At 51.8% G+C, this 26380-nt stretch carries 23 protein-coding genes; 8 read left to right on the plus strand and 15 right to left on the minus strand.

Annotated elements, in window-relative coordinates; translation table 11 throughout:
- Positions 1-79 precede the first annotated feature (79 nt).
- The 4 genes from DX130_RS15625 to DX130_RS15640 form a co-directional block, all read right to left on the minus strand.
- Complete coding sequence (locus DX130_RS15625) at positions 80-2161, minus strand: alpha/beta hydrolase fold domain-containing protein (protein ID WP_116046899.1); 2082 nt, start codon at positions 2159-2161, stop codon at positions 80-82.
- A gap of 183 nt (positions 2162-2344) precedes the next feature.
- The gene (locus DX130_RS15630; protein ID WP_165861306.1) at positions 2345-4000 is read right to left on the minus strand and encodes a helix-turn-helix domain-containing protein; all 1656 of its coding nucleotides are present in this window, start codon (positions 3998-4000) and stop codon (positions 2345-2347) included.
- A 118-nt stretch (positions 4001-4118) separates the two neighbouring features.
- On the minus strand, positions 4119-5129 hold the full coding sequence (locus DX130_RS15635; protein ID WP_116046903.1) for an ABC transporter substrate-binding protein: 1011 nt from the start codon (positions 5127-5129) through the stop codon (positions 4119-4121).
- A gap of 207 nt (positions 5130-5336) precedes the next feature.
- Complete coding sequence (locus tag DX130_RS15640; RefSeq protein WP_116046905.1) at positions 5337-6461, minus strand: DUF4303 domain-containing protein; 1125 nt, start codon at positions 6459-6461, stop codon at positions 5337-5339.
- Between the two features lie 188 nt (positions 6462-6649).
- On the opposite strand from DX130_RS15640, the gene DX130_RS15645 reads away from it, so the two are divergent.
- From DX130_RS15645 to DX130_RS15660, 4 genes are all read left to right on the plus strand, one after another.
- Positions 6650-7084 carry a DUF5412 family protein gene (locus DX130_RS15645; RefSeq protein ID WP_116046907.1) on the plus strand — a complete coding sequence of 145 codons (435 nt, stop codon included), beginning with the start codon at positions 6650-6652 and terminating at the stop codon, positions 7082-7084.
- Positions 7085-7328: 244 nt separating this feature from the next.
- Entirely contained in the window at positions 7329-8132 is an 804-nt protein-coding gene (locus tag DX130_RS15650) for an ABC transporter ATP-binding protein (RefSeq protein ID WP_116046908.1), read from the plus strand.
- Complete coding sequence (locus tag DX130_RS15655) at positions 8101-8925, plus strand: ABC transporter permease (protein WP_165861307.1); 825 nt, start codon at positions 8101-8103, stop codon at positions 8923-8925. Before DX130_RS15650 ends, DX130_RS15655 begins: the two co-directional genes overlap by 32 nt.
- Positions 8926-8946: 21 nt before the next feature.
- Entirely contained in the window at positions 8947-10068 is a 1122-nt protein-coding gene (locus DX130_RS15660) for an ABC transporter substrate-binding protein (protein ID WP_116046912.1), read from the plus strand.
- 101 nt (positions 10069-10169) lie between these two features.
- Here DX130_RS15660 and DX130_RS15665 read toward each other — a convergent pair whose 3' ends face one another.
- The 6 genes from DX130_RS15665 to DX130_RS15690 form a co-directional block, all read right to left on the minus strand.
- Positions 10170-10985, minus strand: a complete 816-nt coding sequence (locus DX130_RS15665) for a cupin domain-containing protein (RefSeq protein WP_165861308.1) — start codon at positions 10983-10985, stop codon at positions 10170-10172.
- Positions 10986-11010: 25 nt separating this feature from the next.
- Entirely contained in the window at positions 11011-12429 is a 1419-nt protein-coding gene (locus tag DX130_RS15670; RefSeq protein WP_116046916.1) for a dihydroorotase, read from the minus strand.
- A complete protein-coding gene (locus DX130_RS15675; RefSeq protein WP_206098828.1) occupies positions 12426-13535 on the minus strand; it encodes an acyl-CoA dehydrogenase family protein in 1110 nt (369 codons plus the stop codon). The genes DX130_RS15670 and DX130_RS15675 overlap by 4 nt, the downstream gene beginning before the upstream one ends.
- Positions 13505-14548, minus strand: coding sequence for a PrpF domain-containing protein (locus tag DX130_RS15680; protein WP_116046917.1), 1044 nt, complete (start codon positions 14546-14548; stop codon positions 13505-13507). The genes DX130_RS15675 and DX130_RS15680 overlap by 31 nt, the downstream gene beginning before the upstream one ends.
- A 5-nt stretch (positions 14549-14553) precedes the next feature.
- Entirely contained in the window at positions 14554-16371 is a 1818-nt protein-coding gene (gene asnB, locus DX130_RS15685; RefSeq protein WP_206098829.1) for an asparagine synthase (glutamine-hydrolyzing), read from the minus strand.
- Positions 16372-16572: 201 nt separating this feature from the next.
- The gene (locus DX130_RS15690) at positions 16573-17103 is read right to left on the minus strand and encodes a cupin domain-containing protein (RefSeq protein WP_165861309.1); all 531 of its coding nucleotides are present in this window, start codon (positions 17101-17103) and stop codon (positions 16573-16575) included.
- Between the two features lie 233 nt (positions 17104-17336).
- Between DX130_RS15690 and DX130_RS15695 the strand changes: the two genes are divergently transcribed.
- From DX130_RS15695 to DX130_RS15710, 4 genes are read left to right on the plus strand one after another with little or no spacing between them, the layout of a single operon-like run.
- Positions 17337-17879, plus strand: coding sequence for an NADPH-dependent FMN reductase (locus tag DX130_RS15695; RefSeq protein ID WP_116046923.1), 543 nt, complete (start codon positions 17337-17339; stop codon positions 17877-17879).
- Between the two features lie 39 nt (positions 17880-17918).
- The gene (locus tag DX130_RS15700) at positions 17919-19277 is read left to right on the plus strand and encodes a purine/pyrimidine permease (RefSeq protein WP_116046924.1); all 1359 of its coding nucleotides are present in this window, start codon (positions 17919-17921) and stop codon (positions 19275-19277) included.
- Positions 19249-19899 carry a DsbA family oxidoreductase gene (locus DX130_RS15705; protein WP_116047244.1) on the plus strand — a complete coding sequence of 217 codons (651 nt, stop codon included), beginning with the start codon at positions 19249-19251 and terminating at the stop codon, positions 19897-19899. The genes DX130_RS15700 and DX130_RS15705 overlap by 29 nt, the downstream gene beginning before the upstream one ends.
- 24 nt (positions 19900-19923) lie before the next feature.
- Positions 19924-20541, plus strand: coding sequence for a DsbA family oxidoreductase (locus DX130_RS15710; RefSeq protein WP_116046926.1), 618 nt, complete (start codon positions 19924-19926; stop codon positions 20539-20541).
- 1011 nt (positions 20542-21552) lie between these two features.
- On the opposite strand, the gene DX130_RS15715 is transcribed toward DX130_RS15710, so the two are convergent.
- The 5 genes from DX130_RS15715 to DX130_RS15735 all read right to left on the minus strand — a co-directional run bounded on the left by DX130_RS15715 (position 21553) and on the right by DX130_RS15735 (position 26203).
- On the minus strand, positions 21553-22101 hold the full coding sequence (locus DX130_RS15715) for an OsmC family protein (protein WP_116046928.1): 549 nt from the start codon (positions 22099-22101) through the stop codon (positions 21553-21555).
- Between the two features lie 32 nt (positions 22102-22133).
- Complete coding sequence (locus DX130_RS15720; RefSeq protein ID WP_116046929.1) at positions 22134-22808, minus strand: amino acid ABC transporter permease; 675 nt, start codon at positions 22806-22808, stop codon at positions 22134-22136.
- Between the two features lie 36 nt (positions 22809-22844).
- On the minus strand, positions 22845-23705 hold the full coding sequence (locus DX130_RS15725) for an amino acid ABC transporter substrate-binding protein (protein ID WP_165861310.1): 861 nt from the start codon (positions 23703-23705) through the stop codon (positions 22845-22847).
- Between the two features lie 193 nt (positions 23706-23898).
- A complete protein-coding gene (locus tag DX130_RS15730; protein ID WP_116046933.1) occupies positions 23899-24852 on the minus strand; it encodes a LysR family transcriptional regulator in 954 nt (317 codons plus the stop codon).
- A gap of 265 nt (positions 24853-25117) precedes the next feature.
- Positions 25118-26203, minus strand: a complete 1086-nt coding sequence (locus DX130_RS15735; protein ID WP_240644529.1) for an LLM class flavin-dependent oxidoreductase — start codon at positions 26201-26203, stop codon at positions 25118-25120.
- Positions 26204-26380 lie beyond the last annotated feature (177 nt).

Consider the following 26380-nt stretch of genomic DNA (forward strand, 5'->3'; position numbering starts at 1 on the left):
CCGTAATCGGATTATTGGTCTGCCAAAGGAAAAGGCCACGACGAGCTGCCAGACGGCAGCCAGTCACAGCCTTCTATCTTTAGTTGCGTTTGTTCACTAAAAACAGGTCGCCGAATGCGTTTGCGTCCTTGTAGCCGATGCCGCTGTTGTACTCAATCCAGCCCTTGCGACCCTGACCGTCGTTATCATTCACAAGCAGCGAAAACTTCAAATGCATCCCTTCTGTCGGAGCCGCTACCCCCAGTTCAGCCCATGGCAATGCGATCTCGTATACCGTCTGATCATTGGAGCGGCTAATGCCGGTCTTCATCGCATGTACTTTACCCGGCCTAAATTCCGGCGGTGCGAGCCAACGGAAGTTGGCAGGTGAGCCGTTCTCATGCAGCGCAACGCCAAACTCATGAACGCCCTGCGGTGTGCCCGACTGATCGACAAGTCGTAACGAGAACTGCACACTGTCCCCCATATAAATGCCGAAAGCCGTTTCCTGCTGCACATGCCGGTCATCCTTCATTTCCAGAGCCAAATATACATATTCTTCATCCCATGCGACATAGCCTTGCCCGCTCAGATCATCAGCTCCCGCGTATTCTTTCATATGCAATTGAGATTCGCCGTTCAGCGGAAACGGGTAGTCTCTTCTCCAATCCTCCAGAGAGCCATCGATGGTGAGCGGACCGGTCCTTTTTTCAGCAGCATATACATAGGTCATCAGCGACGTTTCTTGAAGAACGGCACCAGCCGAATTCTCATAGACAACCACTGGCGCTTCTTCCGAATAGAATGGCATCGTCAGCTTCTTGACTGCGCCAGGCTGAATCGACTTCAGCTCGTAAGACTCGACACGGCTTCCTTCCGAATCCTGATAGCGAATCGTAACCTTTCCTTGCAATGCGGTCGGATAGCTATTCTTAATTGAGAGATTGGTGTGTAGCTGTTGTTCCCCCGCATTGTAAAACACCGTTCGCTCATAGCTCAGCCGATCCTTCACCTTTATATACAGCGTTAATGGCAACGAGCCAGACTGATCTGTCCCGATTCGAACCGGATAGACCCCCGACGCCGCATCCTCCGGGATCGCCACTTGCACCTCCGCATTTTCACCGGAAGAGAAGGCTGTCTGACCTACCAATTCCCAGCCCTTTGGCAGCTTCGCCTGGAGTTGGCCCGATGTCTCAACGAAAAACGCTTGTCTCAACAGCTGAAGCTGAGCGTACTCTCCGGCAAATGCACCAAGCTCCGTATCCTCCGGTAAAAAGATCTGCTGCGAGGCGGTTATCGCATTTCTCAAGAAGTGAGTTGTAGACTGCACTACCTGCTCCCACACTTTAGGATCCTGATAGCTATGCCCTCCACCTTCCATCGTGACCAACTGACGATAGACATTGGCCGCTCCCAGCATGTCGAACAGCCGCACGCTCTGCTCATAAGGAACCAGCTGATCCTCCGTGCCGTGAATGATCAGAGTAGAAGGATAGTTCTCCGTAATCTCCCCCCTGAAGAGCGGACCATAAATATCAATCACGGCAAATAATCGGGGGGCATCCTCTTCCTCCACAGCCTTGTATCGGCTGGCAAACGTAACTGCGAGCTGCCCGCCCGCCGAATCGCCGCCAACAGCTGTATAACGGGTATCGATTCGATACGATTCCTGGTTGTCCTTAAGCCATGCCAAGGCATCCCCCATATCTTCTATCGCGTCCGCAATCGTTCCTTTCATATCGGCCTGCGGACTGACACGCAATCGATAATTGGCCGATGCTACCACATATCCGCGGCTAACCCATTCCTCGGCAATCGCTTCTGCATCCCTCTTATCTCCAGAGTTGAAGCCTCCGCCATGAATGAACAAGATAAGCGGCCGTGACGCAGCTTCCTCTTGAAGCGGCTCATAAATATCCAATGCCAGCGATTCCTGTCTGCCATGCTCGTTCTCTTTGGTCGCATAGACCAAATCTTTGTGCGAGTTCACCTTATAAAGGGGTTCCAACAGCCAGTCTTCCTGATGCTCTGAGTTCATTGGCTTACCCGTTTCCTGAGGATTCATCGCCTCTTCCCTCCCATCGCCGCGTCCCGCTCCTCCAAGCGAACCGAATACAACGGCTAAGATCGTCAATACGGCAAGACCTAAAACAGCCAAGTATACCCTTTTAGCTCGCAACGTTCATTCCTCCCCAACCCTATTAATTGGATGCCGATACCTTAATTCTTCCAAACTCGGAATAGGGAATGAAGTGGTTAAACTATGCAAGTTATGCTCGTTTCTATCTTCTTTTTGGGGGAATACACCTTCTGCTTGGCATTCATGTCAGTTCACGCTTTCGAAAGAGTCCGGTATTGCTCATCAACTGCTTTCTGTAAGCAAAGCCGGCAGCCTTTCCAACAACTTCTCTCTCGTAAAGGCGTCTCCGATATTCCATTTCGATTCCTCTACGAGATAGGCATGTCCTTCCTGCACGGCCTCCAAGCTATTCCATAGCGAGCTGCTCCACAACGCTTCCGTCGATTCTCTCGATGTGGGATCAGCAGGCAAAATCAAAAATACGCGATTTCCCGCATAGTCCCGAATTTGGGATTCGCTAATTTCCTGATAAGCCCGGTGCTGATTGCGGAGCGATTGAACGCGTTTGGTTGGTCTAAATCCAAGCGGATGATAAAGCGTTTCGGTTAATCCGATTGTTCCCATGACGAATAAACGATTCCCCCGATGATAGGTGAATACGGATGCAGTCTCATCATTCCGGATAGCAGGCTCCAGTTCTCTCCACATCTCCTCCGATTGATGCTCAAACCGATGAAGCCATGTCTCTGCTTCCCGGCGCTTGCCAAACCAATGACCAAGCGTAATCAACCGGTCCTCCAGTGGCTGAAAACTATCAAAAGTAACCGTCGGCGCAATCTTGGCAACGTCCTTATATTGTCCCTCATCCGTGTTCGCATAAATAATCAGATCAGGACTAAGCTCCTCGACGGTGCCGAGTTCAAGCGGGGTCCCCACATTTACAATGGCTTGCAATTCTTCTTCGTACCAAGTACCTTTCAAGCTGTAACTGCACCCCACCGGCTTGATGCCAAGGGAAAGCAGATCGCCAATGGTTTCCCCATAAAAGACGATGCGATTAGGATGAGCGGGAATATGCACCTCATGACCTGTCCAGTCTCGAACGGATATTTTTTTCCTCATCGCCGCTACATATTGCCTTGGAGCAAACCCTGTCGACTGCCGGAACCTTCTGCTAAAATAGTATTCATCCACAAAACCCGTCTGACTAGCAATCTCCCTGAGAGGCGCATCCGTTCTGAGCAGCATCTCCTTCGCCCGCGTCATGCGCAGCTCTGCGATATAATCATTTGGCTTCACTCCGGTAAGTTCCCTGAAGATAGAGGAGTATTGCCAATAAGGCAATTCCGCCCTGCTGGCAAGCTCTCTAACGGTGAGCGAATCCGTGAAATGATGATTGACATATTGAATGGACGACTCCACCGCATGCAGCGGAGAATCCGTCCCCTTCGAATCATGATGTTGCTCCAGCAGAAAACCAATCAGCTCCTGAAATAATTGGTTTCTCTTGAATCGCTCAATGCCGTCCATCTCTACCACACACTCCACTAATTGCTCTGCAATTTGCATCATTCGAGTGAAGGGGTAGGCCTTGAGCGGACCCTGATCCGACCACAATGGACCCGCATATGGATCCATCCTGCCTTCTTCCGAATAAATCACCCGAAAGGATAATTGGAAGTACTGCAAAACGGATCTCCCTTTATTTTCAATGCTAAAGTTCATCCCGGGAAGCAGGCAAAACGACTGTTTCGCCTGAATGCGGTACAAATCGTCACCTATGATTAGCTGCCCTTCGCCCTTCCGGAATACGAGCAGAAGATAAGAATCGGATACGCTCCGTTCGATTCTCTCTATCTCCACGCTATGTATAAGGGTGCTGTCTGTTAATTGGAATAATAACGAACCGATCGGTATCGATGAATGGCTAGCTCTCATGTCTCTCCGCCTCTTGTCAGTGATAATCATTATCAATAAATTGATTTTAACGAAAAAAAAGAAGCTTTTCAACGTTAGTCGAAAGCTTCTTGCTTCATTTAGCAGATATTAGGTTCTATTATGGCTTCATTAGAAGCTGAGGCAGTTCATCCAATAGCAATTGCCGGGAAGTGGCATCGCTTGATGCTTTGTTAATCGGCAACTCATACACATAGCCGTTCTTCACTGCCGGAAGCCCTTTCCACAATGCACTGTCTATCAATGCTTTTGTATCTCCCTTAGCCTCTTCTGACTCCGGCGTCAGGACGAATATGCGGTCTCCTACAAATTCAGGAAGCTTCTCCATCGAAATTTCGACGAATCCGACTCCTTCGCTTATCGAGCTCTTGATCGGTTCCGTCATCTTGAAGCCGCCTTCGCTATAGAGCAGTTGCGGCAATCCAGCAGCTAACATGATGAATAGGCGATTGCCTGGATAAAACGTAATAACCGAAGCCGTCTCGTCTTCACTTACGCCACTTGCGCGAAGAGACTTCCACATTTCCGTTTCCTGTTGCTTGTACTTCTCCAGCCATTCCTGAGCTTCCTTCTCTTTGCCCAGCAATTCACCAAGCGTAGCCATCCGCTCGGGCAGCGTTGCGAACGTATCGAACGTCACCGTCGGCGCAACTTTGGACAACTTCTGGTACTGCTCCTCGTCATTGTTGGCCACGATAATTAAGTCCGCGTCGAGTTCAATTGCCTTTTCTACATTTAACGGGAATCCGACGTCTTCGACATTGGCCATACGTTCTTCGAATACGGCGCCACTAATGCTAGCTTGCATTATACCAACTGGCATGATGCCAAGCGCCAGCAAATCTCCAGTTGTCTCTCCATGGAAGACGATTCGTTTTGGATCATTCGGTACCTCGACGTCATGTCCCCCCCAGTCCTTGAACATACGCACAGCCGAACCTTCATTTTCAGTTACCTCTGCTTTTCCCCCATTGGAAGCAACCTCTGGCGAAGCAGATGGTTTAGTTACCGAATTTGTTTCGTTGCCGCATGCGCTTAAGGCAAGCGCCGCGACAGCCGCCAGCATCATGAGCTTCCAAGGTTGAGTAAGGCGGTTTTTTTGCTTATTCATGTTAAATCCCCTTTTCTTCTGTCAATGTTAATGATAATCATTATCACTTTGTCAGTATAGACGGGGATTCATTTTTCATCAATGGACATTTTGAAATCGGTTGTTTTGTTTTATACAAATTGATTCCGAGCTGCGCGTAGCCCTTCCCGGTTGATATATCTCTATGAACGGCTCGCCCGGGAAGAACTATGGTGCACGGCTTGTAATCTAGCTGACAAATGTCCTCAACATATTGGCCTCATCTCTAAATGCCTCATCGGCATCTTCCAATCGATCCGCAATGGCATCGCACTGCTCGGCCTGCTCTGGGGTTAGTTTTCCCGAGAAATGCAGGGCTTCCAGATAGAAACTCATTTTCTCCCGGACCTCCCCATCAAAACCTTGCAAATCGGCAGCTATCTCTGTCAGCCGCTCGATACTCTCTTGCGCCAGCTCGTTCCCAAAACGGCTAAGCTGCACAAAGATTTCCATAAACGGTTTCTGGAATGAATAGGGTTCGGAACCTAAAGATTCTCTTAGAATGCCATCGGACCAATAGGCTATAGATTCGGCTAAAGACAAGTTTTCGTTGCCTTTCATAACTTCCTCGAATTTGGAATCCAACTCTTTCACATCAGGGAACACTTGGTAGAACAAATCCTCATCAATGGTCTTTCTCATGGTAATGCTATAATCGACATAATCATCACCGCATGCCGCAAACGCAATAAAATCGCTTGTGGTATTAAGAAGACCAAACGCTTGATCAGCGATGAGCCGTTTCACTGTGTTTAACACACATACATAATAGCCATCATCTATAACCCCTGACTCAATTGCCGCAACAGGAACTCCGATGACCGCCTCTTCGATTGTCTCCTTAGACTCATAAGAGACAGCACTATGGACCTTCACGAAATGATCGATATGCCTGCCTGACTCGCTTGCTGTGTCAAACCAAAACTGAAAGTCGAAATCCCCGGAATTATATTTAAGCTGAATGGTTCGATCTCTATCATATTCATCCTCTTTTTCGTTTTGATAGGAGCTCAGCGTTTCCTTAAAGCAGCTCTCCGTATTCATATAGACATATAAACCCCGATGTTCATCAGTATATAAGTTAAACGCATAAACTTCTTTGTTATCAGCGCTGTCGGCGAATTCTTGAATTATTCGCTTGCACTCCTCGACCAAGGCATCTGTGAAGCTCTCTAACGTTGTGACTTCTACAGAAGGACGAATTGTACTATAACTAACCTGACCATCTTCATCTAGCATGTAATAGCCCGTACTCGCCACCGGCGTTCTTCCGTCCAACAAGCGGCCAATCATAGAATAATAGTAGTTGCTCACTTCAAATCTCCTCTCAAATACAATCTTGGCATCTGAATCCTGTAAAAATCAGCTATATCATTCCAAAACCTTCATCGTATAGATCGGCAAAATCATCGTAAATATGAACACAATTGGATATTTATGGATCACTCTATTAAAATAGATATAATGTAAGTCATAATCGATTTAACTAGGGAGGTACCACTTTGAAGAAATGGTTCATCCTACTAGGTTCATTGTTGCTAGGGTTGAGCGCTTGTTTCATTTATATGAATCTTCCATATGAATTCAAATACGAAGAGGGAGAATTGCGGGAAGAGGTCACCTCGCCTTCCGGCCGCTATACTGCGCAATATTATGACCAGATGTACGGAGGCGCCGCAGGGGGCGTTAATCTTTTCGTCAATATCGTCTCTCATTTGGAGGACGACGCTGTGAGAACCGTATATTTCAGCGATGCCAACTCTTACTTTCATATCCATTGGTTAAATGATGATCAGCTTGCAATCAGGCACTTGGGCGGAGGAGATCAGAGCATCGTCCTTACGATCGGACAAGAAATCTATGATGGGACAGGAAAGGCTTGCCGCAACTATGCGATAACGAAACATTATACTTGTTACTCCAAAAAATCACTTTAAATAAGAGCCGAGTCGGCCGTTCGATGGAACGCTGGTCAGGCTCTTTTTGTTGCCCGCAGGCAGCCACAGCTGAGGCAAAGAAGACTAATTGAAATCTGTATAACTCCCATGATGCATTGCACGCAAGCTATCAATTATATAGCCAATTTGGTATTGGATTGGTTGATTCATCACTGGTACAGTAGTACCAATATGCGACATATCATAGTGGAATAGTATGAATTTAAAGAAAGGAGTGGACCTAATGTTGCATGAACATGCTCCCATTTTGTCGGTTGACGGCGTCACCGTAGCATTCAAAAGTCCCGGTCAAGCTGCGGACAGGCATGTCTTGAATCGGCTAAAGCTCTCTGTGGAAGCCGGACAGTTCATATGTCTGCTCGGCCCCAGCGGCTGCGGAAAAACGACGCTGCTGAATTGCGTAGCCGGATTTCAGCCTTATGAAGGCCATATCTATTTTAACGGTGCAAAAATTGAGAAGCCCGGGAAGGAGCGCGGAGTCGTCTTTCAGGAATATGCTCTGTTTCCTTGGTTTACGGTTGAGCAAAACGTGGAGTTCGGTCTGCGAGTGAACGGAGTTCCGGCAGCGGAGCGCAAGGAGCAAGCCCGGCATTATATTAGGATGGTTGGCTTGGCCGGCTTCGAGAAGCACTATCCCGGCAAGCTGTCGGGCGGCATGAAGCAGCGCGCTGGACTGGCAAGGGTGCTCGCCAATGAACCGAGCATGTTGTTGATGGATGAGCCGTTCGCGGCACTTGATGAGCAGACCCGCGAGAAGCTGCAGACGGAATTGCTGGGCATATGGGAAAAACAGCGCAAAACCTGCCTGTTTGTCACCCATAGCATACAGGAGGCGGTTTATTTGGCTGATCGAGTGATCGTCCTGCAGCCGAATCCCGCGCATATTGCTCTGGACCTTCGCATTGATCTGCCGAGATTGCGGAATCGCCATGACGAGAAGCTGCTTCAGTATCAAGCACGAATTAGCGAAGCATTGCGAGAAGGAGAGCGCGAGTATGGAGAACACCTTTCCGTCATTACCGCATAAGCGAGTACGTCCTTCCCTTATCCGGCGTTTTCTGCCCATACAAGGCAAGGCGTGGTTGCGGCTTCTAATTAGACTGTCCGGCCTATCCCTGCTGCTGCTTGCTTGGGGACTGATCACCGGCCTCGGCTATGTCGCTCCCGCCCAACTGCCCAGTCCAGTTGCCACGCTGGAAACGATGTCGCATATGCTTGGAGACGGCTCACTTGTCCTTCATGCGCTGTCCAGCTTAAAGCGTGTCTTCTTCGGCTTCGGCGTTGCCTTTGCGATTGCACTCCCGCTGGGACTGATGCTTGGCTCCTCCCGCTTGCTTCGGGATGCGATTAATCCTGTCATTGAGCTGCTTCGTCCGATACCGCCGCTCGCCTTTATTTCCTTGGCCATCTTGTGGCTCGGTATCGACGAATGGTCCAAAATATCCATTATTATTTACGGAGCTTTCTTCCCCCTCCTTCTGAACATTACAGGAGGGATCAGTCAAGTCGATCCCGTGCATATTCGGGCGGCGCAATCGCTCGGGGCACGCAAACTGCATATTTTTTGGTACGTCACGCTTCGCGCCGCTATTCCGAACATGATGATCGGCATTCGCTCGGGCATGGGCATGGCCTTTATTTGCCTGGTCGGATCTGAGCTGATCGCTGCGAACGAAGGGCTTGGCTTCCTTATCCAGGAAGGACGATACATGTTTAAAACCGATCAAGTGCTTGTCGGCATGATCACGATTGGCATCATCGGTTATTTAATTAATTTGCTGCTTACCACGCTGGAGAAGATTCTGCTGCGCTGGAAATAAACTATTTTGGAGGCTAACCCTATGTCCAAGAATCGCACATCGCACTCATCTCTTCTTATTCTGTTTGTCGCCTTAACCTTGCTGCTCGCCGCTTGCGGAGGGGGCAACAAACCAGCCGCAGCCCCTTCGCCGCAGCCCTCGGCTTCGCCTGCTCCCACTGCGGAAGGAACACCTGCCGCCACAATCGAGCCGTCCGAGCCGCCTGCGCCGGCGCTGGAAACGACCAGCTTATCCATCGGGTCAGCACGCGATACACAATTGTCACCGCTTATTGTTATTGCGCTTGAGGAAGGCTACTTCAAAGAGGAAGGGCTGGAGGTCAAGCTTGAGCTGTTCCCGGCCGGTCCTGATGTGACCGCAGCACTAGGCTCGAAGAGCATCCAGCTTGGCTCATCCGGCGACATTCCCCCGATTATCGCCAAGGCGTCCGGCCTTCCAATCACCATCATCGCTCAACAGGCCGACATATCCGGCGTGCAAACGCTGGTCGTCAATCCCGACAAGATCAAAACGCCAAGCGATTTGAACGGGAAAAAGGTCGCCTACGTGCCAGGCACAGTATCTGAAGCGTTCTTCCTGCGCATTGTCGAGAAATACGGCCTTGATGCGAAATCGATTGAACCGTTCAAAATCGGCCCGACGGAGCTGGTTCCCGCTTTCCAGGCAGGCAATATCGACGCATTTGCTATCTGGCAGCCTGTTGCCCTGAACGGCGTCAAAAACGGTGGCGTCGCACTTCTGACTGGCAGGGAATCTCATGTCCCTGGCGAGGAAGGGCCTCAGCAGTTGATCAACTCCTACTCCATTCTGGTCGGCCATAACGACTTCGTGGACAAACATCCGGAGACGGTCAAAGCGGTGCTGCGAGCGCTCAACAAATCCGTCGCCTTTATTAAATCGAACCCTGACGGGGCTTCCGCCCATATCGGCAAGACATTAGGCCAAGAAGCGGCCGATATTAAAACCTTGATCGCGCTCAACCAATACGCGCTCGATCTGACGCCTGAGCTGGTCGGCGCCTTGGAGAGCATCTCCAAGTTTCTGCTGGACAACGAGAAGATTAAAGAAGTGCCGGATTTCAAAACGTTTATTAACTCAACCTATTTGAAAGCCGTAGCTTCGGAACTGGTTACGATTCCTTAAGCGGCGGCCCAAACAAAGAACCTTCACCGCTGCCTCATAGGCAGAGTTGAAGGTTCTTTTCAATGATGAAGATTATTGCATGCGATAGACATGTCCTAGTCTTATGCTGGATCGACAACTTCCGGAGACACTCCGGCAAAGGTATAGAAGCTTGCGTCGAACGGCGTTGGCCCGCCTGTCGTTACGAATCTTGCCGCTCCTTCACCCGTATAGAGATTACGCGTACCGTGGAAGATGCCCTGCGGCACATACAGCAAATCGCCCGCTTCGAACGGATGCCATTCTCCGTTCAAATGAATCTCACCTCTGCCCTCCACGCCGATGAACAACTCGCTGGAATGCGGATGCTGGTGAACGGCAAAACTCTGTCCCGGTTCCTGTATGCCGCAATGCAGCGATAGTCTGGCGCTGCCGGTGCCCGGCCAGAATAAGAAGTTCATATTGGCCGGATTGGTGATCGTTTGCGAAGGATCGTTGCCCGTGAAGCCCTTGAGCTGGGTTTCGTCGTTGTACAGATGATTGAACAATCGTGGCTTCGAGGCGACTGGCGACCCTTCCGGCAGGACCGACTGCCAAATGTACAGCGTAATCTCCTCCCCCTTGTCCGCCTTCACCTCATAATCGGCGCCGGATGGGGCATACAGCGCAGAGGAAGGCTCCAGGTCGCTCGTCTCATCGCCTACGCGCGCGCTGCCCTGCCCTTTCCATATGACGCCTACTACTTCCTGGGCCTTGCCTTTCTCGCAGCTGCTCCAGACGCCACCGGGCTTGATGCGAACGACCAGCCCTTTGACTAACGCCGCCCCCTTTTCTTCGCTTACTGGAATGGCGACCAGCAATTGGCCCCGATCCTCCCAATTCAATTCCGACCATCTGATGACCGCGCCGGTTGTTAACGGTTTTGCCGCAGTTGTCATTGTCATTCCTCCTCCATAATGATGGTTACGCCAATACACGATAAGGGCTTCCCGCCGTTCGCTGGAAGACATCCGCCAACTCCCGCCGAAGGGTGATTCGTTGCCCGATTTCCTCGCCAAACTGTCCTCTGTCGTACACCACTTGTCCTCTTACAATCGTCACCAGCGCTTCTCCCTCAAGCTCAAGCCCTTCATAAGCCGACCAGCCGCTGGCTGACAACACGCGATCTCCGGTTAGCGTCCACTTCTTCTCGTCGTCTATGATCAGCAGGTCGGCATCAAGACCCGCTTCGATGCTCCCCTTCCGATGATCGAGACCGAATCGGACGGCAGGCCCAGCGGCAAGCAATCTCGCTACGGCAAGCAATCTCTCTTCTCTCGTCAACTCGGGAAGATGACGCTTCAGTCCCGTCAGCAGCGCGGGCAATAGCTCCTGTACACCCGGCAGGCCGGGCGGTGCATCATGAAATTCAAAGCTCTTCTCCTCGCTGGAATGAGGCGCATGATCGCTCCCTACTGCCGTCAGCGTGCCGCGAACGATAGACTGCCACAGCCTGTCCCGATCGCGCGGCTCCCGGATGGCGGGACTGAGCTTAACCTTCGTGCCCAGCGGCTGGGCGCTTGCATGATCGAACCATAATTGATGCGCGGTCGTCTCGTACGTGACGGGATACCCCCCTGCCGAAGCAGCGTCCAGCAGATCTGCTTCCTCCGCCGACGATACATGCAGCACATGTACAGAAGTGCCATACTTGCGGACGAGCCGGAGCGCTCGCGCAACCGCCGCAATGGCTCCAATGCGCGGGTATGCCGCTTCATAATCCGTTAGATTAGCAGGTTCGCCGCGTGATTGGCGAAACAGCCGCAGCACAAAATCATCCTCTGCATGCAGCGTCAATAGAATGGATTTGTCCGCTGCCAGTCGGAAAATATAATCCAGCTCCGCTTCATCGTCAATAATGTGTTTGGCGGTGCGATGGCCGGTAAGGAAAAGCTTAATGCTAGCCGCTTCCCCGCGAGTCAGTGCCTGAAGCGCTCCTGCCTTCCCCGGTGCAACGCCGATATGAAAGCCATAATCGACATAGGACTGTCCGTGCACCAGCGCCGCTTTTTGCCGCAGTCTGTCCACCGTGTCCGTATACGGATTCGTATTGGGCATATCCAGCACCGTCGTTACTCCTCCAGCTGCTGCAGCCTTCGAGGCTGAATGCCAATTCTCCTTATGCTCGTATCCCGGCGTCCGGAAGTGAACATGCGAATCAATCAGTCCCGGCAGTACATATCGCCCTTCTGCATCGATCACAAGCTCCGCAGCCGCTGCTTCATTCTGATGCAGCAGCTTCGCAATCTTCCCGTCCTGAATAGCGATCCCGCCGTTCAAAATGCGATCACGATAGACGATGCGGGCGTTCGCAATGACAAGATCATACGCCGCCCCACTCATGAGATCAGCTCCCTTCCGATAATTTCCCGGGCCAGCCGGTTCACGGGCCCCATCAGCGAGACAGCTCTGGCGTCGCGCAGCAAACGCTCGATTTTCTTCCCCCGCACATAACCTGAGCCGCCGACAATTTGCTGCGCTTCACGGACGATCCTTTCGCTGAATTCCGATGCGAAGATTTTAGACTGGTAGGCAATCTGGCTAAGCCGGTCGCCCCCTTCCTTCGCCGCGACCTTCTCCACCAGTGCGCGCACCGCTTCTAGCTGCATATGCAGCTCGGACAATGCCGCTTGCAGCAACGGATTGCCCTGCTGCCCTCTTGCAAGCACTTGCTCCAGCGCCAGTCTATAGGCCGCTTCGCTAATGCCAAGCGACACGGAACCCAGCGTCAGTCCGCATTCCCGAATGCCGTTAATGACGGTCGGCGCTCCTCCCAGTGGCCCGATTAACTGTTCACTGGCTACTTCACATTGATGCAGGTTAATAAAGCCGGTCGAGGAGCCCCGCATCCCGGACAAATTCGTATCTGCATCAGCGGTAATCCCTTGCGTCGTCTCAATTAGAAAAAAAGATTGACCCGAATTGCCGTACAGCGAACCGCTGTCACCCGTCCCCGTCTGGACAAGCACCAGATACAAGTCAGCCAGCCCAGCCCCGGTCGTGAACGACTTCACGCCTTTAATGATCCAATTGCCGTTCGCAGTTCGATCTGCCATTGTCGAAATATTCTGTTTATTAGCTCCAGCACCAGTCTCCGACCAAGCCGATGCAGCCAGCCATTGTCCATTCGCGAGTTTTGGCAAATAATCGCTTCTTTGCTTGAGACTGCCCCATTCCAGAATCCGGGATACGACCGAAAAATGCTGAAAGACGATAATAGCGATCGAAGGATCTGCCTCTGCAATCGAAGCGATTAATCTTCCTGCAAATAAGGAATCGTAGCCAAGACCTCCATATTCCTCCGGCACCAGGCTGCCGAGCAACCCCGATGCCTTAAGCGCGTCAAGCGACCCTTGCTGTGTTCGGCCCGTCTCGTCCGCAAGAGCGGCAAAACGGTCCAACTCCTCCAGCAACGTCTCTATGCGTATACCTTGCGTTGCCACTCCCATTCGTAAGTTGCTCCTTTCTTAAAAGGTAACGCTCCCAGCAGACGCACGTTCTTTTCAGAAATGCTGCTGTACAGTAAATCATCCGAGAGCTTGCCGCCTGTCGTAGCGGTCGAGATATAGGTGGTCCCGCCTTTCGTATTCACTCTTAAACGGTATCCTGCAGCTAGCGTGTCCCCAATCAGCCTATGAACGACGGTGCCCTCTATCGCTGCGGCTGCGCCAATGCATGCCGCGCCTGTAAGCGCAATTGTGGGATGCCAGGACGGAATCGAAATCGCTCTGAACGCAATCGTCCCCGGTTCATAGCTGGCGATAGCTGCCGCCTTCGGAAAGACACCATCCGGATTCCATCCCAGCAGCTGCGCTGCTGCCCGGCGAATGGCATTCAGCCGCACCAGCGTGTCCTCCCCTGCCCCAAACAACGCCTGTTCTGTATGGATATCCAGCTCCGAGGCATTCACAAACATATACGGATTGCCAGAGGAGACAAGCGATATGTCATACTCTCCGAATTCCGTAGCAAGCCGATCCCTCAGTGCGCCGGATGGCAGCAGACTAGCGAGTGACGTGCCGCCTTCCACGATGAAGTGTGCCGTGCAATTCATGCCGGAACGCACTGCATGATCCACTTCACAGACGAGAGAGTCCCCGACATTCTCCACATAGACCCGAACACGGAGTCCCGGGCTTGCGCTCGGCAACCAGCCCCACTTCATCGCAACTTGTATGGCAGCCAGTATGGAATGCCCGCAGCTTCCAGAATAATCGAACGTTACCGGATTGCCCGGCACAAGCTGAAAAAACAAATAGTTTAAGTCGTACATGGGATGCTTGGACGGCCGGATGACGACAAATTTGGAGATCAGGCCATACGGCCTCTCCTCATGATCCAGATCGTCATTAATTCCCCTTAAGATTGGAATGATGGCATCAGGCGAAGCAGGCAACTCCGTTCCATCAATAATGATGGATGAAGACACACTCCCTTCGGCATGTGCCAAATACGTTTGCATGTGAATCACCCCTCAAACTGATATTGTTTGGAAGCACCGATATGAACGTTGTATTGACTAATCCATAACTGGAATATGACGAGCGACCAGAGCGTCAATGCCGTCTTGCCATCAGGCTGCGTCGCCTGTTTGTGCAGCAGCTTCTCTACCGCTGCGGGGTTGAACAGATTGTGCCTGCGCAGCGTATCCCCATCAAGCACCCGCTTCACCGCCTCGTACAGCGGTAGTCCTTTGCGCATCATGGCATCAATGGGAAGGGTGAAGGGCTGCTTCTTCCGGTTCAGAATCGACTCCGGCAGTTGACCTTCCGCTGCTCGATACAGCAGACGCTTCACCTTGCCTTCCCCAATTCGCCAGTCGACGGGCAGCTTGCCCGCCAAGTCCAGAATGCGCGGCTGGCAATAAGGCACTCTCACTTCAACGGAATGCGCCATGCTGAGATGATCAACGCGCCTTAAGTGATACGAAGGCAGCCGGTATTCCCGCTCGAAGTCCAGGATAGCATCCAGTCGTCCCTTCCGGTGATGGGCCGTACGCAGACTATCCGCAATCTGATCCCCGATAGAGCCGTTATCGTGAATAAAGGCACGGTAATCATCGCTGTACAACTCGTTGCGCAGCTCCGGTGAAGCGACGCCCAGCGCGTTCACATAAGGCTTAATCCAATCGTCTGCCGCCTCGAACGCCTCCAGGAAGCGGTCGTAGCCGGCGAACATCTCGTCGGCGCCGTCGCCGGAGATCGTGACCTTGAAGCCTGCTTGATGAATCGCTTCGAACAGGGCGTAGCTGCTCAGCGTAATAGGATCGGCATTGGGCTGCCCTAGCCGCTCCGCCACAAGCGGCAGCAGCCTCTCGAAGTCACGCGGATCAACCAGCACCTCATGATGTGTTGTTCCGTATCGCTCGGAAACTTCTCTGGCGTATATCTTCTCATCCAGCGGCCAGTCGCCAACGTAGGATAAATTAAAGGAATGAATGCCAGCTTGTCTCCTGCTTGCCAGTGCGGTCACAAGGCTTGAATCCAGTCCGCCGCTATTGATCGTCGATACGGGAACATCGGCAAGCAGCAACGCCCTCACTTCGTAATCAAGCTGCTCCCTCAGCGATGAAGCAGCGGCAGCAGGATCATCGCCCAGCGATTCCGATGCCAGCAGTGTTTTCCAGCGGCGAAGGGAAGGCCGCTCTCCCAACCTGGCTTGCAGCAGTGACGAAGGCGGTAGCGCATAGACGCCGTCGAACAGCGTCCGCTCGCCGAACACAACCTTTGTCGTCAAATAAAAGTCCACTCCCGGCAGCCACAGGCTCGAAGGAACACGCCCAAATGCCAGCAAGGACGGCAGCTCCGACGAGAAATACAGCGTTTCATTCCTTTCATCCCAATAGTAATACAAGGATTTAATGCCAGACGGATCCGTCGCCAAGGTCAGTGTGGTCTTTTCCCGCAAATCGATGACCGCAATGGCAAACATGCCGTCCAGGTAGCGGACAAAATCCAGCCCGTATTCCGCATACAGAGCGGGCAAAATCGAACCGTCACAATGGTCCCTGAACGTGTAGCCTTTCGCTTCAAGCTTGTTCCTAAGCTCACGATGGTTATAGATTTCACCATTCAATACGATACGTATGGATTCGCCCAGGCTATACGGCTGTTCGCCTCCATCAAGCCCGACAATTGCAAGCCGGTTGTTGCCGATCGCCCAGTTTCTCTCCGCCAATACCGACTGCTGATCGGGTCCGCCTGCCAGTTGCAAATCGGAGACCGCCTTCAATCGCCCCGGATCGACGTCATCATTACCGATATACCCGAATATTCGGCACATCATTTACCACTCCCTATCTGCTTTATCCACTCCAATCTATCAATTCGGGCTTCACCCCCTTTCTCATATAAAACTTCACAAAATGTTAATAATTAGTCATTTTCCCAAGAAGGTTTTGTAATTAGACTGTACTCCCCCTCTTCCCGAGCCGTCCAATATTACTTATCCAATCAATCGCATTACGAGAAAGCTATCATTCCGACATTAAGTGACATCATAGGTCGGATCTTCTACCTTATAAGTGATCGACGAGGCTTCGCCTTCGAACAATCGGACAACGATGAATTGCGGTCGCTCTGACAAGCGGAAGGCATGTGGCCTCCGGGCAGGCACCACAACGACGTCGCCGGGCAATGCCTTCAGCTCGAAGTAGCCCGTGTCCCCCTCCCCTTTAATCGTAAAAATGCCTCCTCCTCCCAGCACGATCCTCACTTCATCATCCAGATGATAATGCAGCGAGCCGAACTTCTGCAGCATATCGGGAGTCTGCTCCGACAAGATCACAATATCCCACTGCTTGTAGCCCCTTCGCTTCGCGAAATCCGCTATCGAATCTTCATAGATGCGCAGTAGCTCCGCCTTTTCCTCCCCCGACAACAACAGCTGATCCTCATAGGACAACGGGGTGAGGCTCTTCTCCCATCTCTCGTAATAGACGCCTTGCTCTTCAAGGAAAGGGCGCAGCAGAGAATCCCTTACCTTCTCCGAAACGCCGCGTATTCGCAATTCAGCCATGTAATTCCTCCTTTTCCAATATGAATTGTCAATTATCATAAAGGGGAATAATTGATTCTGTCAATCAAAAATATAAACGATAGTTTGGGAGCAATATGCTCATAATCTGCGGTCTATCAAACCTATTGTGATTTTGGTATTGGAAGTTATTTTCATTCGCTCGTTATAATACTAATAAACCCGGAATAGGTGGTTTTAGAGGACAACTAATCTTGATATGGAGCGTGTAAAAAATGAGTAAAAATGTTTTGTTCATTAGCGGAAGCCCTCGCGCCGGAGCCAATACCAAAGCCGTTGTCAATGTCGTGTACCGTTTGCTGAGGGATAAGCAAGGCAACTCCCAACTGCTGGATCTTCACCGCCATGTACTGCCGCTGTTCAACGGCGATCCTGCCCAGCAGGAGCTGGATACTGTCGTGCAGCTCCGGAAGCTTGCCAAAGAGGCCGACGCTTTCTTTATCGTGACGCCGGAGTATCATAACGGCATTAGCGGCGCGCTGAAAAACGCGCTGGACTTCCTGAACAGCGACTACTTCCAAGGCAAGCCGGTGGCCATTGCGGCCGCAGCCGGGGGCGGTAAAGGCGGCATCAATGCGCTGAACAACCTGCGCCTTGTTCTGCGCGGCGTTCAGGCAAACGTACTGTCCACTCAATACGTCGCCGACCCGAATCAAATCGACCAGCACGGCATCTTTATCGACGAAGCCGGGGTTCAGGCGCTTCAGGCGCTTGTCCTTGACCTGGCATCCGCACTGAAGACGGAAGCGAGTGTATGAGCACGGCCGCCAATTGCCCCATAAAGGAGCTCATGGCCCTTGAGAACGCTGCTTGATTCACTTCAATGGGCTTTCTTTCTTCTTACGGGCGGCCTTGTGGCGCCGATTGTCGTCGCGGCAGCTTTCGGGCTGTCAGATGCCGACACCATCAGTCTTTTGCAAAGAACGCTGACTGTCATCGGCATATCGTCCTTGCTGCAAGTGACGCTCGGTCATAAGCTGCCGATTCTGGAGGGCCCTGCCGGTGTATGGTGGGGCGTCTTCATCCTGCTTGCAGCCAACTTGTCGCCGGGAGCATCCGGGACCGAGCTGCTAAGGCAGATGGAGATGGGCTTGCTGCTGGGCGGGGTCATTATTTTGCTTCTGAGCGTGTTTCATATCCTCCGCCATCTGAAGAAGCTGTTCACGCCGGTGGTCACCGGCACTTATTTGCTGCTGCTCATCTTTCAGTTCAGCTCTCCCATTGTGAAAGGCATTCTGGGCATCGGTTACACCGACTCTTACATCCATGCGGGCATCGCCGTTCCCGCTATAGCAACTCTTCTGCTAACGTTTCTGTGCGGTCGAAGCAAGACCGCCTGGCTGCGCAATTATTCTGCTCTGATTGGGATTGCCGCAGGCTACGGCCTGTTCCTGCTCCTTGGCCATATTCCCGCATTGCCCAAGCTTCCGGATACAGTCGTGCTCATTCCTCAGCTATTCGCCTGGGGAGCGCCTCTATTCGATTCAGGCATTGCGCTTACGACGCTCGTTATTACACTTCCGCTTCTTATCAACATGATCGCAGCTATCGTCGTCATGGAGAAGACGATTGGACTTAAGCCAGAGGACCGCTATCGGCGATCCGGCATCGTCATGGGCATTAATCAGCTGTTATCGGGCGCCTTCTCTGCTGTAGGTTGTGTGTCCAATTCCCATTCCGCCGGCTTTGTCGCGTCGACCCGAATGACGAGACGACTGCCCTTTATAATCGGCTGTCTGCTGCTGATCGTGGCCGGATTATTTCCGTTTCTGACCGCAGCGCTTGCATCTGTGCCCGTACCTGTCGCGTTTGCCGTTATCTTCTGCTCCTTCGCGCATCTGTTGTCAGCCGGTCTTAAGGAGCTTGGCGCAGTTCTGCATGACGAGAAGAAGCTGACCATTGTAGCGTTCTCGTTGTTCGCCGGAGTCGGCAGCATGTTCATTCCCGCTGGGAGCCTCGCGGTACTGCCTGATGTGCTAAAGCCCATCTTGAACAATGGATTAGTTGTCGGCGTTCTAGCATCTATTCTGCTGGAGCAGGCTTGGCAGTGGAAGGATGCTCTCTCCTCCGGCTCCGGATTCGGCCCTTGGAGACACAAGCATCCCCCTATCGAAAGGAGCACCGGCCATGCCGTTAACGATCAAAGTGTACTCTGATTATGTCTGTCCATTCTGCTTGTTGGCCGATGGCCAACTAAGGGCAGCGGCAGCGGAACGAGATGTGATCATCGAGCATCTGCCCTTCGAGCTGAGACCTTATCCCACGCCGACTCTCCGTCCCGAGGACGGCTATATGCAAACCAGTTGGAGAGAGAAGGTCTCTCCCATCGCGGAGCAGCTTGGCGTTCCAATTCACATGCCGACGATCTCCCCTCAGCCCTATACCCACCTTGCCTTCGAAGGCTATCAATTCGCCAAGCAAGCGGGTATTGGTGAAACCTATCATTCTCGCATGTACAAGGCTTTCTTCCAAGACGGCCTCGATATCGGCGACATTAGCGTGTTGACGGAGCTTGCAGAGGAGCTGGGTCTGGACGGCCGTGCATACCAGGAGGCGTTAGAAGCTGGCACCTACCGGGAGGCGCACAAGGGAGCGCTCCATCATGCGCTATATGAAGCCCATATTACCGCAGCGCCCACTTATGTCATCGGGAAGACATCCATCAAGTGGCTTCTCTACAAGGAACAATTTCTCGAAGCAATCGATGCAGAGTTAAAGCAACAGAGGCTGGAACAATGGAGCACAGGCATGAGCTGCACCATTGACGGCTGTTCTTAAATTTTTGGAGAGGAGCTATTATTCATGACCTTGAAACTTCAAGTGTATTCCGATTTTGTGTGCCCTTATTGCATTCTTGCCGAAGGCGAACTGGAGGCGGCCGCCGCCGAAAAAGGAATCGAGGTGGAGTACTTACCGTTCGAGCTTCGCCCCTACCCAACACCTACCCTTCGCCCCGAGGGCGAATATATTACGAAGGATTGGAGAGAGCGGGTTTTTCCTATCGCGGCAGAGCTGGGCATTCCGATTGTAAAACCGCCCTTCTCTCCCCAGCCGTATACGCATTTGGCCTTTGAGGGCTATCAGTTCGCCATTGAGCATGGCAAGGCAAAGGAATACAACAAGCGGATGTACGAAGCCTTTTTCCTGGAGAGCAAAAACATCGGAGAAATCGACGTTCTCACTGAGCTTGCCGGAGAAATCGGCCTGGATCGCGCCGCTTACCGCAAAGCGTTGGAGGATCGCACCTACCGCGAGAAGCATCGCGAAGCGCTGCATCATGCTTACTATGTCGCCAACATCAATTCGGCTCCCAGCTTCATTATTGGGGAGACGATTATTCGCGGCATGGCATTCAAGCATCAGTTTCTGGAAGTGATCGAGCGCGAGCAGCAGAGAGAGCTGGAGGCAGCCGCAGGATAAGCGTTCAGCAGGGCATGACATGCTGGTTAAGCAGCCCCCTATGAGGGAGAACAGCAAAGAAGGAAGCGTGTATGATGCACGCTTCCTTCTTTCAGAGTGTCGATAAAGTCATATGGACTTTTCGACACTTTATTTTTATGTAATAGAACTCCGCTTGCAAAGGAAAATCGATTTAAACCACTCTGGGAACGAAGTGCTGAGAATTAATCTTTAATAACGAAGCTCTGATAACGAAACGTATAACAAATTTTTATTTCTCTCATTTGATAAAAAAATAGCTACTCACCAGACTTAAGGCGTTGAAACCGACTTAGAGTGTCCTCAGGGCGCGCATCAAGGAGATTAAGGCGTTGAAACCGACTTAAATTGTCCTCAGAGCGTGTATCAAGGAGATTAAGGCGTTGAAACCGACTTAGAGTGTCCTCAGAGAGCGTATCAAGGAGATTAAGGCGTTGAAACCGACTTAGAGTGTCCTCAGAGCGTGTATCAAGGAGATTAAGGCGTTGAAACCGACTTAGAGTGCCCTCAGAGCGCGCATCAAGGTGATTAAGGCGTTGAAACCGACTTAAAGTGTCCTCAGGGCGCGTATCAAGGAGATTAAGGCGTTGAAACCGACTTAGAGTGTCCTCAGAGCGCGCATCAAGGTGATTAAGGCGTTGAAACCGATTAAAAAAGACACAACTAACCTCATAAAGATAGCACAATCTCAATCGACGCCAGTGACAGTCAGTGACAGTTGCCTTCGCCTAATCCACTTCCAGGTTATGTAAGACCACTACTGGTATTCTCATGTTATTGTGTGTTGTGACTTTCTCAACAGGCTGAAAGAAGGAAGCGTGCATGATGCACGCTTCCTTCTTTGTCATTGACGTCTATGTTATTGCCAACTTGTTATTACCGTCTTTGTCTTTACCAACTCTATCATTACCGTCTTTGTCTTTACCAACTCTATCATTACCGTCTTATCTACTTTGCCGCGTCTTGCCCTGACACCGATCATTCGCCTATCCCTTATGCCCGCTTGCTTCGCTTCCCTTTTGTTCGTACAAGCGTCCCGGATATTTGCTGCGGTTGCTGCAACAGGTTCAATATCGGGCAAGCCAGCTCGATCGCCTCATGCAGCTCCGCAAGCTCCTTCGACGTGGCGCTGGATTCAATGCGCAGCGTATAGCCGATATTATGAGGATAGACCGGGATATCCTCATATCCCGGCTTGCCTGCCAGAGGATGTAGCTCTCCCGTAATCTCGACCTCCACAGCCTCCAGCGGCACGCCGCGCTCCGCTGCTTGAATCAGCGTAATGTGCGACAGGCAGCTTCCCAAGACACCAAGCTGAAGCTCGGGGGAGCTAGGACCGAGCCCATGTCCCGCAAGCTCAGGTCCGCTGTCGCTGATGACTTGAAAATCACGTATGCGGATTTCACGCACGCCGCTTCGTCCGGCAACCCGAATACCCGCCTTCAGCTTCTGCGGGACGACTTCGCTCTCCTGCGCCAATTTCTGCTTGCGGGCGTCCAGCGCCGACTTTTTATCCAGCAAATAATCATTTAACCTGCTCATTTCATTCCACTCCTTGTATTCCGCATCATCGGTTATACTTCATGGCCGTAAGGACGATTGACCCTCTTCTCCATGGCAGCTTGAATATAGCCGTACACAATGGCTGCCAGCCAATATAAAATTGCCGCCGCCAGGAACGATTCCAGAAACTTGTAGGTATCGGCCGCCATCAGCTTAGCCTGCGCCATGGTCTCCGTTAAGCCGAGGGTGAAGCCAAGCGACGTCTCCTTCACCACGGTCACGAATTGATTGCCGAAGGAAGGCAGCGCGATGCGGAGCGCCTGCGGCAGGATGACCCGCCGCATGCTCTGCCAGCGAGTCATGCCAATCGACTGGCAAGCCTCCCACTGTCCGTAATCGATGGATCGGATTGCTCCCCGAATTATTTCCGCCAAGTAAGCCGCGCAATTCATGCTGATGCCAATCACGGTTGCCCAATACGCATTGATCTCGCCAAACGCGGGAATGACTTGCGGAATCCCATAGTACAAAATAAATAATTGCACAAGCAAAGGCGTCGCCCGAAAGAACGAAATGTACACCTTCGAGAGGGTAGACAGCAGAAACACCTTTCGCCTGATCGCCGTCTCCAGCAGCAGCCCGAGTATCAACCCAAACAGCATGGAAAGCACGGCGATCGTAATCGTCAGATACATAAATTGCAGCAGCCGGGGAAGCGCCGACAGCAAATATCCCAAATCAAACATGAATGGCCTCTCGCCCCTTCCAACGCGCTACCTGCGTCAGTTATCCGGATTCGTCAAATCCTGCGTAAACCACTTGGTCGAAATCTCGGCCAGCTTCCCATTCTCGCGAAGTTGCTTCAGAGCATCATTCACTGCGTTGATTAATTCCTTATTCTCTTCCTTGTTCAGGAACGGATTGGCGGCTGGTATGGTCGTCAGCTGCTTGCCTCCTAGCTGCAGAGGCAGCTTCGTCTTCTGAATCGTGCCGAGTGCAGAAGCCTTCGTCGCGAAGGTCGCATCAATACGTCCGATGGACACATCTTGAAAGCCTGCTTCCGCCGACTCGTAGTTTACGATTTCGATCTCGCCGTTCTTATCGAAGTCCTTGACCAAATTCGCGAAGTTGGTTCCCAGCTGGATACCGATTTTTTTACCTTTCAAATCCTCCAGAGACTGTATCGAGTCATTCCCTTCCTTAACCACCAGTTGAGCGCCGGAATAGACGTAAGGCTCGCTGAACAGATACTTTTTCTTCCTCTCCTCCGTCACAGCGATGGAATTGGCAATCGTATCGATCTTCCCTGTGTCCAGCAGACCGAACAGGCCGCTGAATTCTGATGTTGTCCATTCCACTTCATAACCTGTCAGCTTGGCGATCTCGGTCCACAGATCCACCTCGAAGCCTTCCAGCTTATTCGTGTCGCTATTCTGGAACACGTAAGGGTAGAAGCCTCCCGTTGAACCAATCACCAGCTTTTTGGCCGGAGCCTCCTCCGCGGCCTTCGTCGTTGCCTTTGATGGTACCTTTGCCGATTCCCCCTCTACCGGTTTCTTCTCTCCGCACGCCGTCAGCAGCAAGACAAAAGCAAGCATGGCCAGCGCAACTGCCTTTTGAGTTCCACGCGTTTTTCTGTACATGATCGAACACTCCCTCATCTGTCATTTTGTCGCCCCTATCCGCGTGCCGCCCAATGAACACCTGCTTGCCAGACTGCTTCAACGGATAGGGCATCCCCTATTACCATAGTTAACCTATGAATTTAATGGGTATTTTGGCTACAAAATGATTATAAGGTTGCCCGTCATTTCCTATCCAATACCAAAATCGATATTATATTAATCGTTCCAAGCCTATAATGGAGCGTGAGTTCTCTGCAACTGCGGGAGCAGCATCCACCAATCGCTGCTGCAGCTTATGAAAGTATTCGATGACATAGATACGGAAGCGTTCAAAGCCTGGCGATAGCTCCTGCCGCTCCGACCAGGTCAGACTGAGTGTCCGGAAGCAGTTCGGGTCCGCGATCCGTACAGATACAGTCGCAGGATCAGAATTATCCATATCCCATAGGGCGGGAATAAACGCAATGCCAATACCGGCGCGAACAAGCTTGTGAAGCAGGGCAGGGTCCTCCACCTCAAAAATCACATTTGGCGTAAAACCTGCCCTACGGCTCATTCCATCCGTCGCATCCCGCAGTCCGAAACCAGCCTTCAGTCCGATAAAGGCCTCTTTCTCTGCCTCGATCAAATGCACCGACTCCCGGGAAGCAAGACGATGACCAATCGGTACCAGAAGTCTAAGCTCTTCCGTCAGCAGAGTGATGCTAGTTGTATTCGGCAGCTCGATAGGAGGCGCGGATACGCATAAGTCGATGTCCTTATCCTTCAGAAGCTGCTTCATGGAGCTATAGCAGCCTTGCTGAAACCGAAATCTCGTCTCCGGATTCTTCGCTACGAACGAAGCCAGCATCTCCGACACAAACGGCAAATGAATCGAAGCCACCGTGATTACTTCCTCATACTTTCCTGTAATCCGGATTGCCTCCCGTTTCCCCTTCTCTAGCTCTGCGAATGCGCGCTCTACATGCTGCAAGAAGATTCTCCCTGCCTCATTCAGCCGAATATTGCGTCCGAGTCGATCGAACAAGGATACACCCAAATCGTCCTCCAGCCTGGCTATCGTCTGACTTAGGGACGGCTGCGCAATATTCAGCTCTTTGGCCGCTTGTGTAATATGCTCCCGACGGGCAACCGTTTGAAAATATTTCAATTGCAGCAGGTCCATTCTCCTTCACCTCTCTCTTTAAATCATCCGCAAAAAGCAAAAAAAGCCGAAGCGGGTTGCTTCGAGCCTACAGATGTCTGTTCGACTTGAATATGGAATCAATTGTATGATCTTGATGATTAATTCCATTCTAGACGCGATAACAGGATTGGTCAATACAATCTCGTTGCGACACAAATAGAAATGACGATGACGCTTGTTCCGCACGCTTGTAGCGAGTAGGCCAAACGTCGATTGTAACTGGATTGGATAGACAGGTTAGCGGTTAGCGAAGCGATCCATCCGTCTTCCCCACCGTGGTCGCTTGATTCAGCTCTCGCCGGACGACCGGCATCACTTTCGTGGCCAGCAGCTCAATGGAACGAGCCACCCCAGCGTACGGCACGCCTCCGATATCCAATTGGAGTATATAGCGACTATGACCAATCTGTTCATGCTGGTATAGGATCTTCTCCACAATTTGCTCGGGACTGCCGACAGCCAGTGCAAAGCTCGCGCCAGTCGACAGCTCGAACTCTTCACGGGACAGACGCTCCGCCGGATTGCGTTTTTGCATAATATGCTCGAAGTAGTTGGCATGATACGGAAAATATTCGTCCAGCGCCTGGCGCGGTGTAGGCGCAATATAGCCATGCCCGCATATCGCGATCGGAAGCTGCTCCGGCGTATATCCAGCGGCCTTGCCTGCGGCCCGATAAGCATCCGCCAACGGCTTCAGCCGGCTGGGATCGCCGCTGAGCTGTGCGAATGTCAGCCCTGTCCCCAATCTCCCCGCCCTCTCTGCGCTCTCCAGCGTTCTTCCCACGCCAATCCATAGAGGCAGCTTGCCTCCAAGAGGCCGGGGCGCAACCCCCGCCTCGATAAGCTCGGGACGAAAACGTCCGTTCCATGACAATCTCTCATTCTCATTAATGTGAAGCAGCAGTCCGATCTTCTCTTGGAACAGCTCATCATAATCAGCCAGCTCATATCCGAACAAGCTGTACGTATCCAAAAACGCCATCGCCCCGCGTCCCGCGATAATCTCCGCTCTACCGTCCGACAGCAGATCCAGCGTCGCAAAATCTTCATACAGCCTCACAGGGTCCGCAGTGCTTAATACCGTTGTTGCGCTTGTCAGCTTAATGCGCTTCGTATGCCGGGCGATTGCAGCTAATACAACAGGCGGCGCCGTCACTGCAAAATTCGGCGTATGATGCTCGCCTAGTCCAAATACGTCAAGACCGACTTCCTCGGCAAGCTGTGCCGCGGCCACAATCTCCTCCAGCCTCTGCTTCGCATTGATCGGACGACCGCTATGCGGATCATTCGTCAAATCACCGAATGTGTACACTCCAAACTCAAAGCTCAATGATTGTTCCTCCCTATCACTACCCATAAAATAGATTTCTCTCACCCCATTCATCTTAATGGGAGGCTGCGCGTGAACACCAATATCAATTTTCATATCGAATTAATAGGCTAGGCCAATGAAAGCAATAGCGATCTTAATATTGGATTTATTTACGAGGATAGACCTATAATTACA

Origin of the sequence: Paenibacillus paeoniae (assembly GCF_003388735.1) — a bacterium.
In the GTDB taxonomy this organism is placed as follows: domain Bacteria; phylum Bacillota; class Bacilli; order Paenibacillales; family Paenibacillaceae; genus Pristimantibacillus; species Pristimantibacillus paeoniae.